The organism is Paenibacillus sp. FSL K6-1558, from assembly GCF_038002565.1.
Lineage (GTDB): Bacteria > Bacillota > Bacilli > Paenibacillales > Paenibacillaceae > Paenibacillus > Paenibacillus polysaccharolyticus.
In genome coordinates this window covers 4,412,018-4,428,744 of sequence record NZ_JBBOCV010000001.1, presented here as the reverse complement: position 1 = coordinate 4,428,744, position 16,727 = coordinate 4,412,018, and the positions used below count along the sequence as shown (strand labels likewise).

The 16,727-nt window shown below is 48.3% G+C and carries 16 protein-coding genes and 1 riboswitch; of the genes, 5 read left to right on the top strand and 11 right to left on the bottom strand.

Annotated features, from left to right (window positions below; all coding sequences use genetic code 11):
• Positions 1-50: 50 nt before the first annotated feature.
• Together MHI38_RS19265 and MHI38_RS19260 are read right to left on the bottom strand one after the other, a co-directional pair.
• Entirely contained in the window at positions 51-1,412 is a 1,362-nt protein-coding gene (locus MHI38_RS19265; RefSeq protein ID WP_251509841.1) for a nucleobase:cation symporter-2 family protein, read from the bottom strand.
• A 1-nt stretch (position 1,413) separates the two neighbouring features.
• Positions 1,414-2,001: a xanthine phosphoribosyltransferase gene (locus MHI38_RS19260; RefSeq protein ID WP_090918567.1), complete on the bottom strand. Its 588-nt coding sequence runs from the start codon at positions 1,999-2,001 to the stop codon at positions 1,414-1,416.
• Positions 2,002-2,235: 234 nt separating this feature from the next.
• Positions 2,236-2,335, bottom strand: a riboswitch (purine riboswitch).
• Positions 2,336-2,598: 263 nt separating this feature from the next.
• Here MHI38_RS19260 and mscL point away from each other — a divergent pair.
• Positions 2,599-3,093, top strand: coding sequence for a large conductance mechanosensitive channel protein MscL (mscL, locus tag MHI38_RS19255; protein ID WP_090918569.1), 495 nt, complete (start codon positions 2,599-2,601; stop codon positions 3,091-3,093).
• A 281-nt stretch (positions 3,094-3,374) separates the two neighbouring features.
• Here mscL and MHI38_RS19250 read toward each other — a convergent pair whose 3' ends face one another.
• Complete coding sequence (locus MHI38_RS19250; RefSeq protein WP_090918571.1) at positions 3,375-3,677, bottom strand: hypothetical protein; 303 nt, start codon at positions 3,675-3,677, stop codon at positions 3,375-3,377.
• A 79-nt stretch (positions 3,678-3,756) separates the two neighbouring features.
• On the opposite strand from MHI38_RS19250, the gene MHI38_RS19245 reads away from it, so the two are divergent.
• Positions 3,757-4,551, top strand: a complete 795-nt coding sequence (locus tag MHI38_RS19245; RefSeq protein WP_308722961.1) for an NUDIX hydrolase — start codon at positions 3,757-3,759, stop codon at positions 4,549-4,551.
• 321 nt (positions 4,552-4,872) lie between these two features.
• On the opposite strand, the gene MHI38_RS19240 is transcribed toward MHI38_RS19245, so the two are convergent.
• The 4 genes from MHI38_RS19240 to MHI38_RS19225 all read right to left on the bottom strand — a co-directional run bounded on the left by MHI38_RS19240 (position 4,873) and on the right by MHI38_RS19225 (position 8,118).
• The gene (locus tag MHI38_RS19240; RefSeq protein ID WP_341181302.1) at positions 4,873-5,736 is read right to left on the bottom strand and encodes an IS3 family transposase; all 864 of its coding nucleotides are present in this window, start codon (positions 5,734-5,736) and stop codon (positions 4,873-4,875) included.
• Positions 5,737-5,747: 11 nt separating this feature from the next.
• Positions 5,748-6,065: a transposase gene (locus MHI38_RS19235; protein ID WP_090921784.1), complete on the bottom strand. Its 318-nt coding sequence runs from the start codon at positions 6,063-6,065 to the stop codon at positions 5,748-5,750.
• 370 nt (positions 6,066-6,435) lie between these two features.
• On the bottom strand, positions 6,436-7,239 hold the full coding sequence (locus MHI38_RS19230; RefSeq protein ID WP_090918573.1) for a TrmB family transcriptional regulator: 804 nt from the start codon (positions 7,237-7,239) through the stop codon (positions 6,436-6,438).
• Between the two features lie 60 nt (positions 7,240-7,299).
• On the bottom strand, positions 7,300-8,118 hold the full coding sequence (locus tag MHI38_RS19225; protein ID WP_154985310.1) for a zinc ribbon domain-containing protein: 819 nt from the start codon (positions 8,116-8,118) through the stop codon (positions 7,300-7,302).
• Positions 8,119-8,473: 355 nt separating this feature from the next.
• Between MHI38_RS19225 and MHI38_RS19220 the strand changes: the two genes are divergently transcribed.
• Together MHI38_RS19220 and MHI38_RS19215 are read left to right on the top strand one after the other, a co-directional pair.
• Positions 8,474-11,194 carry a UvrD-helicase domain-containing protein gene (locus MHI38_RS19220; protein WP_154985308.1) on the top strand — a complete coding sequence of 907 codons (2,721 nt, stop codon included), beginning with the start codon at positions 8,474-8,476 and terminating at the stop codon, positions 11,192-11,194.
• Positions 11,195-11,312: 118 nt separating this feature from the next.
• Entirely contained in the window at positions 11,313-11,681 is a 369-nt protein-coding gene (locus tag MHI38_RS19215; RefSeq protein WP_154891360.1) for a hypothetical protein, read from the top strand.
• Between the two features lie 172 nt (positions 11,682-11,853).
• Here the strand turns inward: MHI38_RS19215 and MHI38_RS19210 are convergent, their stop codons facing one another.
• Positions 11,854-12,924 (bottom strand): Gfo/Idh/MocA family protein, encoded by a 1,071-nt coding sequence (locus MHI38_RS19210; RefSeq protein ID WP_154985307.1) that lies wholly within the window; start codon positions 12,922-12,924, stop codon positions 11,854-11,856.
• 38 nt (positions 12,925-12,962) lie between these two features.
• Positions 12,963-13,439 carry a GNAT family N-acetyltransferase gene (locus MHI38_RS19205; protein WP_154891364.1) on the bottom strand — a complete coding sequence of 159 codons (477 nt, stop codon included), beginning with the start codon at positions 13,437-13,439 and terminating at the stop codon, positions 12,963-12,965.
• A gap of 238 nt (positions 13,440-13,677) precedes the next feature.
• Here MHI38_RS19205 and MHI38_RS19200 point away from each other — a divergent pair, with 238 nt between their 5' ends.
• Complete coding sequence (locus MHI38_RS19200) at positions 13,678-14,751, top strand: copper amine oxidase N-terminal domain-containing protein (protein ID WP_341181537.1); 1,074 nt, start codon at positions 13,678-13,680, stop codon at positions 14,749-14,751.
• A 239-nt stretch (positions 14,752-14,990) separates the two neighbouring features.
• Here MHI38_RS19200 and MHI38_RS19195 read toward each other — a convergent pair whose 3' ends face one another.
• Positions 14,991-15,389, bottom strand: coding sequence for a RidA family protein (locus MHI38_RS19195; protein WP_123067305.1), 399 nt, complete (start codon positions 15,387-15,389; stop codon positions 14,991-14,993).
• Positions 15,390-15,581: 192 nt separating this feature from the next.
• The gene (locus MHI38_RS19190) at positions 15,582-16,553 is read right to left on the bottom strand and encodes a D-alanyl-D-alanine carboxypeptidase family protein (protein WP_341181536.1); all 972 of its coding nucleotides are present in this window, start codon (positions 16,551-16,553) and stop codon (positions 15,582-15,584) included.
• Positions 16,554-16,727 lie beyond the last annotated feature (174 nt).

Sequence of the window (16,727 nt, the reverse complement as noted above, 5' to 3'; positions counted from 1 at the left end):
CACTCCAAGCCATAATCCTATCCAGCCTTACATTACTCCTTACCTCACCTTTATGCAGTCTTGCTGTTCTCCTGAGCCATCTCATCTGTATGCTGTGCAGCCAGTTGGGCAGCTGTTTCTTTACTGCCGAGGCCATTAAACAACAAATTCATAAAGATTGCCGTAAAGCTACCTGCAATAATGCCATTGCCCAGCATAATCTGAGCCCAGGCTGGTGCACCTGCGAACAACTGCGGTACCACCGTCACCCCTAGTCCCATGCCAATAGAACATGCAATGATGAACAGGTTCTCATGACGGTTCAGGTCCACCTGAGTGCCAATGATGCGAATACCCGACGAAATCACCATACCGAACAACGCCACCATGGCACCGCCAAGCACTGATCCGGGAACAAGCTGAGCTAGAGCAGCAATTTTCGGGACAAAGCCAATAACGATCAGCAAACCGCCTGCAACAACGATGACATCACGTGTCTTCACACGAGTCATCTGTACAAGCCCTACATTTTGCGAATACGTTGTATAAGGGAACGAGTTAAAAATCCCCCCAAGCACAATAGCCAGTCCCTCTGCACGATATCCACGCGCCAAATCCTTGGAGGTCAGATCCTTGTCCAACATTTTACCCAGAGCCATAAATACGCCCGTAGATTCGGCCACACTGACAATCGCGACCAGAATCATCGTCAGAATAGGAACAATCTCAAAGGTCGGTCTTCCGAAATAAAATGGCTGAACCATATGGAACCAGCTTGCATCAAGAACGGGAGCAAACTTCACCTCACCCATGAAGCCAGCAGCCACTGTGCCAACGAACAGACCGATTAATACAGAGATGGAGCGTACAAAACCTGTAGTGAAACGAGTCATTAAAATAATGAAGATGAATACACCGAAACCGAGCAACAGATGTACACCGCTGCCAAAGTCCTCCGCATTCTGACCCCCACCCAAATCGGTAAATGCTACCGGAATCAGGGTCAGACCAATAATAGTAACCACGGAACCTGTAACCACTGGCGGAAAGAGCCGAATGAGTTTGCCAAACAAACCAGAGAAAATGAGAACGAACAGACCGGAGGCAATAATGGCACCGTAAATGGCAGATACGCCGCTGCTCTTCCCGATCATAATCATCGGAGATACGGCCTGGAAGGCGCAGCCCAGCATAACTGGCAGGCCAACGCCGAAATATTTATTGCCCCAGACCTGAAGCAGTGTAGCTACACCGCAAGCAAGCAGGTCGATCGCAATCAAATAGGTAAGTTGCTCCTGTGTGAATCCAAGTGCGCTACTAACAATAAGCGGGACAATGACAGCTCCTGCATACATCGCAAGTACGTGCTGCAAGCCAAGTGAGAAGGTTTTGGCCGGATGCCGGTGACGTTGAAAAATACGTTCGCGTGCCATACTAGTTCGTGCCCTCCTCATCTGCAAAGGTTACTTGTCCATCGGACAGTGCTCCAATACGAACTAAAGATTCCACGCGGTAACCCGCTTCTTTCAACAGACGGCCTCCCGGCTGGAATGCTTTTTCAATCACGATCCCGATCCCAACGACTTCCGCGCCAACCTGTTCTACAATACGAGCCAGGCCAAATGCAGCTTCGCCGTTCGCCAGAAAATCATCAATGATCAGCACGCGGTCGCCGGGATTCATAAACTTCTTCGCTACCGTGATTTCATTCGTCTCCTGCTTGGTAAAGGAATACACTTTCTCCACCAAAATATCTTCCGTTAGGGTAAGTGACTTCTGCTTACGGGCGAAGATCAGCGGAACATTGAGTTCCAGTGCGGTCATAATACCCGGCGCAATGCCGGATGATTCAATCGTCAGCACACGTGTAATGTTCTCCCCTTCAAACCGACGAATGAACTCTTTGCCAACTTCCTTCATCAACACGGGGTCCATCTGGTGGTTCAGGAATGAGTCTACTTTGAGTACCTGCTCGGACAGGACAATGCCTTCCTGTCTTACTTTGTCTTTTAACAATTGCATCGTTTTTTCCTCCCAAATGCCCTCTACCGCCATGTACAGTCTGCTCCACAATATCTCTCCCGGGTAAAAAAACAAAAAGCCCGCCTGTCCACACCTGCGGCATGAACCGGAGACGGGAAAGACGGACTTGTTCCTGTACGGACACAAGCCGCTCGAACACTGCATACGCCACAGGGCGAGGCTCAGGAAGCCATACCTATGTATTTAGGCAGACCTAACCTTAACCCACGCAGAACGTAGAAGCATCCTTCCCGTAGTCCAATCATTCCGGTGATCGGGTAGAGACATGCAGGCCTATTCCTGCACATATACGAGTAACGGCTATTCAATTCATTTTGGCTTCACGATTCGTATCCATGTATAATTGCGAACCTGAATGTAAAAGTGTAATCTCACTGACAATGTTAGAAGTATACCGAATTGGCGGCTTGAAATAAAGAGGTATTTTCATGGAATTTGCGGAAACGATGTTTCTTTTGCATAATGGGGGATGATTGATTTTCATTTTTTATGTACAATATGAGAACAAAAGCGTATCCTGACGGGACTTACCTTGGAGGATGCGTTCCGAATCTAGTCGTTAAAGGAGATTGTTACATGAAAGGCATACTGAAAGAATTTAAGGAGTTTGCTGTTCGCGGCAACGTCATTGATCTGGCGGTCGGTGTAATTATCGGAGCTGCTTTTGGAAAAATCGTTACGTCCCTTGTGAATGATATCATCATGCCACCGGTTGGGAAACTGCTCGGCGGGATCGATTTCAGCCAAAAAATCATTAACCTTGACCCTGACGTAAAAACAGCTGGTGGACAAGACATCACGACACTGGCTCAAGCCAACGAAGCTGGCGCCACCGTCATTGCTTACGGTCAATTTATCAATGTGATGATTGATTTCATTATCGTGGCGTTCTGTATCTTCATGCTGGTTAAAGGCATTAACTATCTGAAACGTAAAGAGCATGCCAAGCCTGAACCGAAAAAAACAACGAAAGCATGCAAGTACTGTCTGTCTGAAATTCCTGCTGCAGCTACTCGTTGTTCCCAATGCACTTCCCAGCTCGAGGCTGAAGGAAGCAACGCTCCGGCATAAGGGTCTGATCTATTAATGTGTAGAGCAAATATAAATAAAGCAAATGCAGGTTTGATTCTTGATACAGCAATGACATCTAAGCCAATGTACGCTTATGTAATGATTATTGTCTGCATCTATAGAGCATTTAAGCATACTCATTCTTGTTTGATCGAAAACTATTTTAGCTATGCATACGCGTATAAAGTACATCAAACCTGCAAATGTTCAGGTTCCACCTTAATGGTGGGACCTTTTTTTTATTTACTGTGATTGCTGTATGCTGGTCATGCGTCTCTTATTTAGAAACGTTTTGGCAGCAAGTGTTCCAGAATCGATTTGAGATCTTTGTCTTCCTTGTAGACCTCTTCCCCGGTATCCAGTTCAGTAACCCGAATGTATTCAAAATTGGCGCTGGCATCCGTCGGTTTAAACAACAACTGTGCTTCGTCTTCCAAACGAACATGAAATCCCATGTCTTTGAACATCGTCGTAAGCTGACTCGTGGCCGGCTCCTGACCTTGCCCTACAAAGATAAGTCCCCTAAGCGCTTTACGCTCCTGAGGTTGCGGATAAATCACCTGAAAGTGTACAATGCATTCCATACAATCGTTCCCCTTTCGTTAAAAAGATACTTTGTGAAATTTTGAACTTTAAATTCTGCTATATAAGGAGATACGTTTCATGACCCCAGAACGTTTCGACATTTATGACGATCAGCAACAATGGATCGGTACAGCACCCCGAAACGAGGTCCATGCCAAAGGATATTGGCATCGTTCCTTTCATTGCTGGATCGTGCGTGACGAAGGCGACAAGCGCATGGTTCTGTTTCAGCGAAGACGGGATATTAAAGATACTTTTCCCGGATATTATGATATCACAGCGGCAGGCCACCTCGTAGCCGGTGAACAGCTACAGGATGCACATCGTGAACTCGAAGAAGAGCTCGGTGTGCATACCTCATTCGATGCACTGACTTATTTGTTCACGGCTAGGCAACAGCTACAGGGTGAGGTGCGTGGTATTCCGTTTCTGGATCGGGAATTCAGTGCTGTCTACGGTCTGTGCCTGAACCAGCCACTGGAGTCCTATGTTCTTCAGGCTAGCGAAGTGGATAGTCTCTATGAAGCGCCACTGGATGACTTGCTCGCCCTGTTCCGCCAAGAGAAAGATGCCGTGCAGGCATCTGGTGTGCGTGCGCAACAGACATTCGTGCAAGAAGGTGAAGCGTTATCTACCCCATTAGAGGATGACACACCCTTAACCGCATCCCTACGAACTGGTGAGTCACTGTCTGAGTGCACCCAAGAAATCACAATGACATCAACCGACCTTTCGTCCAATCATGGCGATTATGAGCATTCCGCCAGTGCTGCACGCCTCATATGCGAAGTAAGCACGGCGGATTTTGTGCCGCATGGCTCCACGTATTATATCGACGTACTCAAAGCTTTGAAACGAGTACATGGGGTCTAACTTCATTTTCTCAAAAATAGCATTACTTCATACGTTTAACTCATCCCTAGACGATTACCTTCATTATTCCCAATCACATTACCCTTTAGGTATTCCAGGAGCATTCCTTTACTATCAACCGGATGGCAAACCAATGCTGTAACAAGCATCACTGCATTTGGGTTCTGAATTGTATCGTTGTACCCATGAACCACCTAAAGTGAATGTGCGCGAGCTTGGGCTCAGAAAAATTCTAACGATCACAGGGAACGTTATTTGCCCCATTTCGGGGTCTCGTGAAATGTAACGATCACCATGGACCAATGTCAAGAAAGTAGACACTTACGCGACGGATTTGTCCGTAAACTTCTTCGCAAAACGAGTAGGGGAAAGATAACCTAGCGCACCATGCATTCGCTTGCGGTTGTAATAGAACTCAATGTACTGGTAAATGGCGTTATACGCCTCTTCTGGATTCTTAAAACGAGGGTTACAGTAAATGAGTTCCTTCTTCAAAATACTGTGCCAAGACTCGATACATGCGTTATCGTAACAGTTTCCTCGGCGGCTCATACTGAGCTCCATACCATACGATTTCAGTTGCTCCACGTATTCTTTTGACGTGTACTGTGAGCCACGATCCGAGTGATGGAGCAATCCTGGAGCGGGGCGTTTGGCCTGGTAAGCATCTTTCAATGCATCTAACACCAAGCTCGTTTCCATATGGTTGTACAGGCGCCAGCCCACAATCTCACGCGTACACAAATCCAGAACACTGGCGAGATATAACCGGCCTCCACGGCAGGGAATGTAGGTGATATCGGTGACCCATGCAGTGTTCGGTTTGGACGTTTGAAATTGCTGGTTCAGCGTATTGGGTGCAATGGGATGATGATGGTTAGAATCCGTGGTCTGGACACGATACCGAGGACTGTGCACGGAACGAAGATTCATTTGACGCATGTATATACTGACGGTACGGGAAGAAATTTTGTATCCTTCCAGATGGAGCGCATACGTAATTTTCGGACTCCCACACCGCTTCTGGTGGTCGTAGAAATGAAACCGAATACGCTTCATGATTTCAGTTCTCCGGCGCTGTTGCTTACTGGTTAGATCCATCCGCCACTTGTAATATCCGCTCCGTGACACGTGTAACAGAGTGCACATCTTCTCCAAAGAAAACAGGGAGCGATGGTCTTCCACAAACTGAAATCTTAATTCTTTGGTTTGCTGAAGATGTGCACTGCTTTTTTTACAATAGCCAGTTCCTCTTGCGTGTCCGCAAGCGTATGCTCTTTCTCTTGAAGTAACCGGCGCATTTCTTTAAGCTCTGCTTCCAGTTCTTTCACTCGATCTACGCTAGCTACGGGCTCATGTTTAAGTTCACGATACTTGCCCATCCACTGGTGTAATGTACTTTTTGGAATGTTGAGTTCTTCTGCCAAGTCTCCGAGTGTCTTGGTCTGTTCTTGAATAAATTTTACCGTTTGTTTCTTGAATTCTTCATTGTATCGTTGCCGTTGTTCTCCCATGTGGACACACCTCCGTTAGCCTTATTATCCTTCCGTCCGTTAACGGGTGTCCACTTTTTATTCTAGCTCCACCAGAGACGTTATTTAGGCAAAAATGGCTCTATTGGCGGTGAAAAGATGTTTTTTGGACGAAATAGCGTTCCTGAGGATCGTTAGAATCTGAAAGAGGTCGATTTCGCCAAAATAAGGCTTGTGGTGATCGTTAGCGCTCAAGCCGTAGGTTTTCGAGTATGTGCTAGACAAAGAGTGCCACGATCAGTAACACAAAACAACACAAAAAGAACGAAGCCGCAACGAACCCTTCTGTTCGCGCCTCGTCCTTTTTGGTATTTCTTATTTCTCCCGTAAGAGCTCTCCTGCTACTGTAGTGTTACTGTTCATGATCTGGTGCAGGGGTAGACCAGTACCGTGCAGCAATGTCTGCGTACCGACGTCCGTAGCGATCCTCCAACTCCTCGCCGATATCCTGCTCCAGTTCATACAGCACCAGTTCTTGTGCAAAATGATTCAGTAGCAATCCGGTCATTACCGGATGAGCTGTGACCACGGCCTGCGTAGGACATGACTCCCCACGCATGCCCAGCATGCACCAGCGGCGATCTACAACGAGCGAGAACTTACGCCCGTTACCCATGCCATGTGAGGGCAATCCCGGCAAAGGAAGCGGCTGATCTACCATACCTTCCCCACCTTCACAGGACCACAATAAGCGTACACCCCGAGCCTCAGCCTGTTGCAACTCCTCTCGAAGCAGTTCTGCTTCCTCGCGCCACACATCCACTACAATCTCGTGCTGCGCTGCGGCAAGTTCACGACTCAGATTCTCCAGAACATTTTTGTCGCCTTCGACATTGTAAAACACAGGTTTCTCCGGTTCGCTCTTCGGCATGCTTCGCTCGACGTAATCCAGAGAAGTATGCATCTGATCCGAGATCATGCGTGTCATCTCTTCCGGTTTCAACATGCTGTACTTCGCAGGTTCTCCCGGACTGCACCGGAGAAATCCTCTTGATTCCAGTCGTTGCAAGGTTGCATATACATTGGAACGGGACACACCCAGCCGTTTGGCTACCTCATATCCAGAGGCTGATCCCTGGCGGGCTAATTCCACCATAATTTTAGATTCCATCTCGGTGAACCCGAGATGACGTAGATGATGCAGCAGTTGGTCCATATTTCTGTCCCCCCATGCTGTCAGCAACCAGCACTGCCTGACGGCAGCACGTCTACTGCATCAAATCTGCTCGGCTCCGCAACGCGGGCACCACTTCGAGCCTTTTGGCAATTCGGATGCACAAATCTGACACTTCACCATTTCACGTGGCACTTCCGTCTGCACATCTACGGTGTTCACGATCGGATTGTTTTCTTTCCAATAACGAATACGCTCATCCAGCTCCTGCTGACGCTCACGTTCCCGCTGCATTTCCTCTTCTCTGCGGCGTTCCCACTCTGCATCGAACGCTTCCTTCTCTTCCAGCGTAAACTCGGTGCTGTTATATCCCGGTTCCGTATCCAGATCCGCAATCGAAGGGATAACCGTATGATACGGCTCGGTCTCTTCATGTTCTTCCACAGCCGGCGGTGCATCAAAAATCGACTGCTCCGTAACCGGGTTCTGTGCAGCTGCCGTCTCATGATTTGCCGTTTTGGCAACCCCTGCCGCTCCGGCCGTTCCCGATGCAGCTGCACCCGGTTTGGATTCGCCCAATTTGCGTCCACACTTCGGACAAAAATTGGCATCCAGTGATGCAACGTGTCCACACTCACACAGGCGTTCATTTTTCAACTCGGCAATCTTGCTGCGCAGAGCGTCGATCTCATCCTGTAACTCGTCACACAGATTAGACAGATCTACCATTTCCTTTTCAGCGAGCGTCATATCCTGTGCACGATAACCTTCATAGAAGATGCGGCCCATATCGGTAAAATGGACTTCCTGTTCCTGTTGCAAGCCCACAATCTGATTATTCAGTTTGCCAATCTCAACGGCATGCTGAGCACGCTCTGTTGCTTTGTTTGCTCCGTTTTTGATGCGCTGAAGCAGTTTCATCACAATTCCTCCTCTGTCCCGTCAAAACAATATCATTATTATTCTTCATTAGTTAGTAGGTGAGCAATTCGCAACATGCGAGATGCTCTGGATATATAACTTATACGATATGAAGCCAAAAAGTTGCGAAAAATCGCGCTGCCACCCCATTTTATGCGGATATTGGATCAAAACAGGGGCTTTCGTCAAGACCATACGTTCGGTATAATGGAACTTTGACTCCATATGAATGGAACACGCAGGATTCGCAACTTACTCTATCTTACCAATTTACAATGCGATTGTGAAAAGGGCAAATTCTTTACTCTTGAACGGGATTATTCAATCCCTGAATGTATACAGAGGTGGATGAAACATGTTAAGTCCGAACTCAACGTTCTACCCCCGTCCGCTCGGGGTGACCCCCGCGTCCTCCTTGCCTCAATCTCCCTCGGCGCCGCTGGAAACCAGCCGGCAGCTTGTGGGTGATGATCAGCAGGACGCCTATTATTTCCGCTCGCTTGAAGAAGCCGGCATTAAACTCAATGGTCCGCAAATCTCGGCTGTTCGTCATGGCAGAGGGCCTATTCTCACCCTCGCCGGTGCTGGCTGCGGCAAAACAACTGTACTCGCTGCGAGAGCAGGCTACCTGATGGAAGTCAGCGGTGTACACGCGGGCAGCATTCTGCTCGTGACGTTTACCAACAAGGCCGCTGCGGAGATGAAGGACCGGATTGCTGCTTTGCCAGGGATTAGACCTGCTGCAGCAAGAGCGGTACAGGCCCGCACCTTTCACTCGTTTGCGCTGACTTTGCTACGCCATTACGGGGTACAGGAAGACATTTTTGGTGAGTCGCGGGCCCAGCATACGGTGCTGAAAATGCTTCTTCGCCAAAATGGCATGAGCGAGGCGTTTCAGCCGGAGAGTCTGCTGGCGATGCTGTCCGCCTGGAAGATGCAAGGTTCAGACACGGCAGACTTGCCGGAGAAAACGCAGGACGAGCGCGATGCCAAGCGGGTATTACTCGGATACGAAAGCTGGAAACAGGATCGCGGCAAAATGGACTTTGATGATATCCTGCTGCGCGCGGCTGCGCTGCTTCGGGATCCGGCGGTGTTAAAGCCGCTGCAGCGGCGTTTTCAATACATTATGGTTGATGAATTTCAGGATACAAACCGGCTGCAATACGAGATTGTACAGATGCTCGCTGGAGCACACCGCAATCTGATGGTTGTTGGAGACGATGACCAGACGATCTATACGTTCAACGGCGCACGGCAGGAATCGATTTTGGAATTCGATAAAGTATACCCAGGTGCACGTATTGTGACGCTGGATATTAATTATCGTAGTGATGCGCGTATTCTGGGACTTGGAAGCGAGCTGGTCGCACGCAACAAACGCAGACGTGACAAACGGCTGCGTGCGGCAGGACAACGCGGGGATGCGCCCCGGTTCGCTACACCATCTAACGCCGAGGAAGAAGCCGCCTGGGTCGTGAATCAGATCTGTGAGCAGGTGGAGGAAGGACAGTTTCCATATCGGGACATTGCTATTTTGCACCGGACCGCCAGTAGCAGCCGGGCGGTATTTGAGCAATTGGTGCTTAAGGATGTGCCCTTTGTACAACACGGGGCCGCTCCGGTGTTCTATGATCAGTCACTGATTAAGCCGTTAATGGATCATATGCGCCTGTCTCTGAACCCACGAGCGATGGATGCTCTGCCAAGCGCACTCGGCCCGCTGTATGTGTCCCGGGATGCCGGTCTGGAGTATATCCAGCGCTGTGAGCAGGAACAGGCCAAGAAATATCCGCTAATCCATCTGAGCAAATGGGACAAGTTAAAGCCTTTTCAACAGGAGCAGGTCAAGGAACGCATCAAGCTGATCAAATCTCTGCACAAGCTGAAGCCGATTATCGCGATTCAGGAGATGCGCCGTCAGTTCTACGATAAGTATATGGAAAGCGGCGACCCGACTATTTTTACTCATTATAAGGAAACGATGCTGGAAACACTGGATGAATTCGAAGCGGCTGTCAAAAAGTTCGAAACCGTGGAAGAATTCGTGCAATTCGCAGACGAGTTATCCCGTAGACATCGCGAGATGGAATCACTGCGCCGGGCACAGGATAGTGATGCGGTGCAGCTCATGACCATTCACCGGGCCAAAGGACTGGAGTTCCCATGTGTGTACTGGATCGGAGCCAGTGAAGGCATTGTGCCGCACAGTACCGCCTTGCGTCAGGATATTCCGGAAGATCAGAAGGCAGCACTCACCGTGCAGCAGACGGATGCTGAATTGGATATGGCTTTGGAGGAAGAACGCAGACTCGCTTATGTAGCCATTACCCGTGCGAAGCAACACTTATATGTGACATCACCCGCAAGCCATCACGGCAAACCTGCTGATGTGTCGCGTTTCTTGCTTGAAGCCTTTGGCATGGAGGTTCCAGACAAACGTAAACCACGGGAAGAGGCACGCAGCGGCAGCACGTCGTCATCTAGTAATCATGGACACGCAAGCTATAACAGGAACAACAACGGAAATAGCAACAACGGAAATAGCAACAACCGAAGCAGCAACGGAAACTGGAAAAGCATCGGTAACGCTAAAGATGAAGGCAGACGTGAAAATGGTAAGGGTGGTACTACACATCAAACTTCATCTTATGTGCAGCACGATCGGCAGCGTAGTGCAATTAACCATAAGGATCATCGGGAAATGGAGATGCTGGATGAGCGGGATGAAGATCGTCTCAGCGAGAAACGCGGCAGCGGAATTATTCGAGATCATAAAGCTTTTAGCACACCAGGTCTACATCCAAAAGTTGCCGCTACAACCTCCACTTCCAGCGCTTCCACGCATGCTGATTCTACTCGATCAGGTGTGGACAAAGCCGAGCGGACAGAGACGGTAGCTGTCTGGAAATGTAGCTCGACTAAATGCAAAGCATGGTTGAGGCAGAAACCGGCTGTGCCTTCCGGTAAAGCCACGAAAAAGGCCAACTCTGGCCCTCCTGTCTGTCCACTATGTTCAGGAACGATGATTGCCGGCACCCGGCAGGTTCCAATGACGAATCGATTTGGAAAATAGAGAAGCATCTTCTTCGTTTCAGGGCGCTTGCTGCTGTTTATTAACAGTAGAAGCGTCTTTTTTCCAATTCAACAGTAAAATGGTCTTTTTTTTTCAATATTGAAATGGGGGTTGGATTATGCAGGAAGGCAAACAACATCTGTATGTGTCGGTAACTCATAACCTTATTGAACGAACGAGAAACGAATCTACTCCGTTCGAAGTCCTTGTGGATGATGGACAATTGGCAACATTGCAAGATCTGATGAAAGTACTTGAGGATGGGGACGACTACTCGTTACAGCGGGCCCCCGTACCTTACAAATCGGCAGACCACGACGATGGAAATGAACGATTAACAGACGGCGTGACGATGCTGTACACCTTCCTCTACGATCATGGTACAACGGAGACCCGACAGGCTATAGAGGACATGGACGTGCTTCCAAAGCTTCAGAATACGGATTACGATGACCCGGGATATGAAAACTCACCGATGAATAAATGATGAAATGCAACCATCCTATAACCAAAGCAATAACCCTCCTTCTGCTCCATTTACCATTTAGAAGGAGGGTTATTCTGTCAGCGGAATTTCCCGCGAGAATAGTCATGATTCAACTTTCCGTTATTATTTATTTTTTATATTCGTTATATTCTATATTCTATATTATCAACGTCTAATCTAAACGTACTTCCTGCCCTTTTTCGGCAGACTCATAGATGGCGCACAGCATACGCGTGGAGGCCACCCCATCCGCAATCGGGCTGATAGGCGGCGTACCGTTCAGGCAGCATTCTACAAAGTGATCGATCTGATTCTGGAAAGCACCGTGTATATCCAGACCGGAATGATCTGTCTGAGGTTCAATGTTCATGATGGTGTCATGTTTCTCGGTGACAATCAGTGTTTTGGGCTCCAGTTCAAATCCACCGCGCTCACCGTACAGCTTAACAAAGGATTCATCCTCACGGGCATGGAGGGTAAAACTCACATCTACCGCCAGAGAAGCGCCATTTTCAAAACGAATCAGGGCATTGGCCATATCTTCGACATTATTGACCGCAGCACTGTAGTCTGCCGCTTTGTAAAATGAGAGATGTTCCACATTCGCACGATTGCCGAGTTTACGATACGTATTCCCGCTGACGGAAACAGGCTTCGGTCTACCCATGAGGTACCAACACTGATCGATGATATGTACACCCAGGTCAATCAATGGGCCACCTCCGGAACGAGCCTTGTCCGCAAACCAGCCGCCCGGGTTACCCAGGCGCCGCAAAATCGACGCTTTCGCATAATATAGCTCGCCAAACTCGCCGGCATCAATGAATCTGCGCAGCATCTGCATGTTGTTATCGTACCGGCGTACAAAGCCGACAACAAAGGTCCGTCCGCTTTTTTTCACCGCTTCCTCAATCCGTAGCGCATCTTCCACATTCGTAGCCACCGGCTTTTCCAGCAACACATGCTTGCCAGCCTCCAATGCTGCAATGGCAAATTCCGCATGGGTATTATTCCATGTACAGATACTGACCGCATCGACATGCGGGTCTTCCAGCATCTCACGATAGTTCGTATACACGGACTGAGCGTCATACTTCTGTGCGGCTGCTTTGGCCCGTTCCTCGTTCAGATCACAGATGGCATAGATGACGGCATCCTCATTTTTGGCATAACACCTCATATGAAGATCCGAGATGGAACCTGTGCCAATCATACCGATATGCAGCATTTGCTTGGTGCTCATCTTCGTCCTCCCTTCCTTTTCCAAAACTTCGTTAACGTCTAGTCTGCCCGCAGCATGCCTTCGTAAATACCTGGTGTTGAATTTTCAATCTCCACCGCGCCCAGCGTTCGTTTGTAGAAGTCCATTGGCCCAGCCGATCCGATAATTGCATATCCATAGCCATCTGCTCTCATCGCATGCATACAAGCCAGTAGCAAGGCAGTACCAACACCCTTTCCACGGGCATCCAGGCTTACGCCAGTAGGGCCGAAGAAATTACGACAGGTCGCTTCATAACAGGCAAAACCAATCATTCTTCCATGCTCCAGCGCAATATAACAGGTCACAGGCTGTCGGGCAAAGGCGACATCACATTCATCTACCCAATGCTGGTTAAAATGGGTTCTCACCCAGTTCAGCACCTGCTGTTTCTCCGGAGCAATAGCTCTGCGAATGACAATGGATGCGGCCTTCAGTTTTTCCAGCCCGCCGTGTTGCTCAGGCAGACGATAAAGTGCGACCAACATATCACTCATCGGTTCGTTTCCTCCTCATCTGGCACGAAATGATCCGCATACTTTGAAATTAACCTAATCCTACTGCTGATAACCTGCTCCTTACGCAATATTCCGAATTGAAACGAACATACGGCGCTTACAGTGTTTATATCCTACTGCAACACTGAGACAGGTTATCCCGTCAGTAAAGATGAGATGCGGTGATCTGTATAAAAGTTTACCGCGACACAACGCAGATGAGAAGGGATGATTACGAATGAAAAACAACATGAAAAAGGTAAGCACCATCATGGCTCTTTCAATGGCACTGAGCGGTGGGGCTGCTTATGCTGCTTCAGTAGATAACACGGTACAACCTATGCAGGAAACCGTCACTTCTGCCCCGAGCAGTACTACAGGAGTTGTACATGTATCCGTCAATGGTGCAGCGGTTGCTAACGGATATTGGACTCAAGACGATAAGGCAGCCATGATCCCGCTTCGAGCGCTAACCGAAGCTCTCGGAATCGATTTGAAATGGCATAAGGAAGATAAGTCCGCAGAGCTGACTCGCGGCGCCTTGTGGACTCAGGTTTTTGCGGGTAAAGATCGTTACTCTGTAAACAAAATGCTGCTGACCCTCGGTACAGCTCCTGAAATCAAGGAGGGAACACTTTACGTACCTGCTGTTTTTGCGGAGAAAGTCCTACATGCCCAAGTAAGCACAACGGGAGATCAGGTGGAGATTAGAAGTGAGGAGGACGTCAAAACGGTTAAAGAACGCGGCGTGATTACCCGGATTTCAAATCAGGATAAATATCAATCCATTCAGATTGGTGGCGCAGGGCCAGATGGTATCGTGCTGAACCTAAGCGAGAAAACAACTTTCATTTCCGCAGAGGGAAAAGAGATTAAACTGGCCGATCTGTCTATCGGTATGATGGTAGAAGCTGAGCACTCCTTGATGATGACCAAAAGTCTGCCTCCACAAACACCGACATATAAAGTAACTGTACTGGATACAGCAGCTGAAACAGCAGCGCAACCTCAAGAACTTTTTGGAACCTCAGGTACGATTGAAAATGTATTTATGAAGGACGGCACGGTGTCCCAGATTGAGATTAAAGGTACACGTCTGGCTGAGACTGCACCAGATCATGTCATTTTAAATATCAACAAAGAAACTTCGCTAGTGAACCAGAGAGGCGAAATTGTAAAAGCCGAGCAACTGACTAAAGGTGCCAAAGTGATGGGTTTCTATAGCCCGATGCTGACACGCAGCCTGCCTCCAATCGGGACAGCTTGGAAAGTGGTTGTAGAGATTCCGGCAGTTCAGCCCAAAGCCGAGTAAAGGCGGTAGGATGTGCCGATAGGAAGTTAGAATTAGCCTACAGGCAAGTAAAGTAGAGTACATGTGGAATGACGAGTAAAGGCTAGAAAAGCTAAAAACCTTTCCCTCCTGTCTTCTGTCAGGGCGTGGAAAGGTTTTTTCACAAATGAGTAAGTATCAAAACTTCTAAGGTATGCATTCTAAGGTAAGTATCTGTTATCTGTTATATTTCTTCTGTTTTCCGGATAGAGAAAATATGATCAAGCCTCATCTGAAGATTCTATAATTGCTTCAGCCTCAATCTCCACCATCAACAAGGGGTCAATGAGCGCACTTACTTCGACCATCGTAGCTACAGGCTGGATCTGTCCGAAGAATTCGCCATGTGCTTTGCCAACCTCTTCCCACTTCGAAATATCCGTGACAAACATACGTGTTCTAACCACATCGGTCAAGTCTGCACCAAGCTCTTTCAGCGCTTTTTCGATCGTCTCCAAAATAAATTTGGTCTGCACATACGGGTCACCCGCACCCACAACGACGCCATCCTGCATTGCTGTTGTCCCGGCAACCTCTACCCGGTTACCCACACGAATTGCACGACAATACCCAACCAGTGGTTCCCAAGGGGAGCCCGTAAATACCTGCTGTCTGCTCATTTTCCTAACCTCGCTTTATGTCATTTCGTTATTGGATTAAAGATGAATTATATCAGTCCGTACTCATCTCAATCAACGATTAAAACTTGATTTCAACTTTATTGCCTTTCCTCAAACTCAAAAATCCCCTGAACACTTTCACCTTAAGTAAGGTTAAGTGTTCAGGGGGATTTGCTTAACGTACAAAGAAAATTAAAGTTTAATATTAGCCTCGTCAAAGTAATCTTCCAGCGTTAAACCACTCTTTACAACATCGGGTGCAATATCTGCACCAACATAACGAATGTGCCAAGGCTCATATACATAACCCGTCTTGCTCTCTTGGCCTTTCGGATAACGAATGATAAAGCCATATTCGGCAGCATGTTCATCCAGCCATTTGCCTTCTTTGGATGAGCCGAATACCTCCTCCAGCACATTGCCCACGCTTGGACTGGATACATCTATGGCAAGACCTGTCTGGTGTTCACTGCGGCCTGGAACGGCACTTACACGGGAAGCATACTCTTCCCCTTTGGTTTTCACATTATTGTTGTAGATGGATACCTGACGCTTGTAAGACCGATATCCAGACACGGCACGAAGCTCAATCCCGTCTGCTTTGGCACCGGCAAACAGTTTCTCCAGCGCTTCCGCAGCTTCTTTGCGCATATGACGTTTCTCATGTGGCCCCTCGAATGAGAACGGCACGTCAGGCTCGACCAGATCACTCGGCTCATAACCTTCCGGCAGACTACGCTGTTTGTTGACAATGACCGTCATGGCCTCCGCATTAGTAACCACCGATTGGGAGTCAATCGTGGTCTGCAGAGCGCTGATGCTGCGTTTCTCCATGAGCGGATCTTCTGCTGTTGCACCACCACTTCCATTGTCCGCAGAACCCTTCCCTTCTCCGGTAGATACGCTGCCTGAGCCGTTATCTGTGCCTTCATCGCTACCCGAATTGGTTGTGTTATTGCCCTCCGCATTACCTTTGCCATCTGAGCCAGATTCATCGGTCAAATGCACGGTTGTGCCATCCGTTCCCTGCTCCGTGTTAGGTGTTCCGTTCGCGTTCTGATTCTCGTTCGCACCGGAACCGCACGCAGCCAGCAAGGCTCCACATATCATAAGTGAGGACAGCAGAACCACGATTCGGCGCTGTCTTCCTGTTCCTGATTTCATCATAAAACTCCTATCACCTTAGTAGAATAATTATCTTTTTTACGTTTTCTCATGGTTACTATGATGTTCCCTGCGACAGTATACCTTAAATGTACGATAAGCTCCACCAGTAAAGAGTTCCTTCTCCCAGTCTCTATGCAAAGATATACCCTTTATACAGCTTGTAGCCTTGAT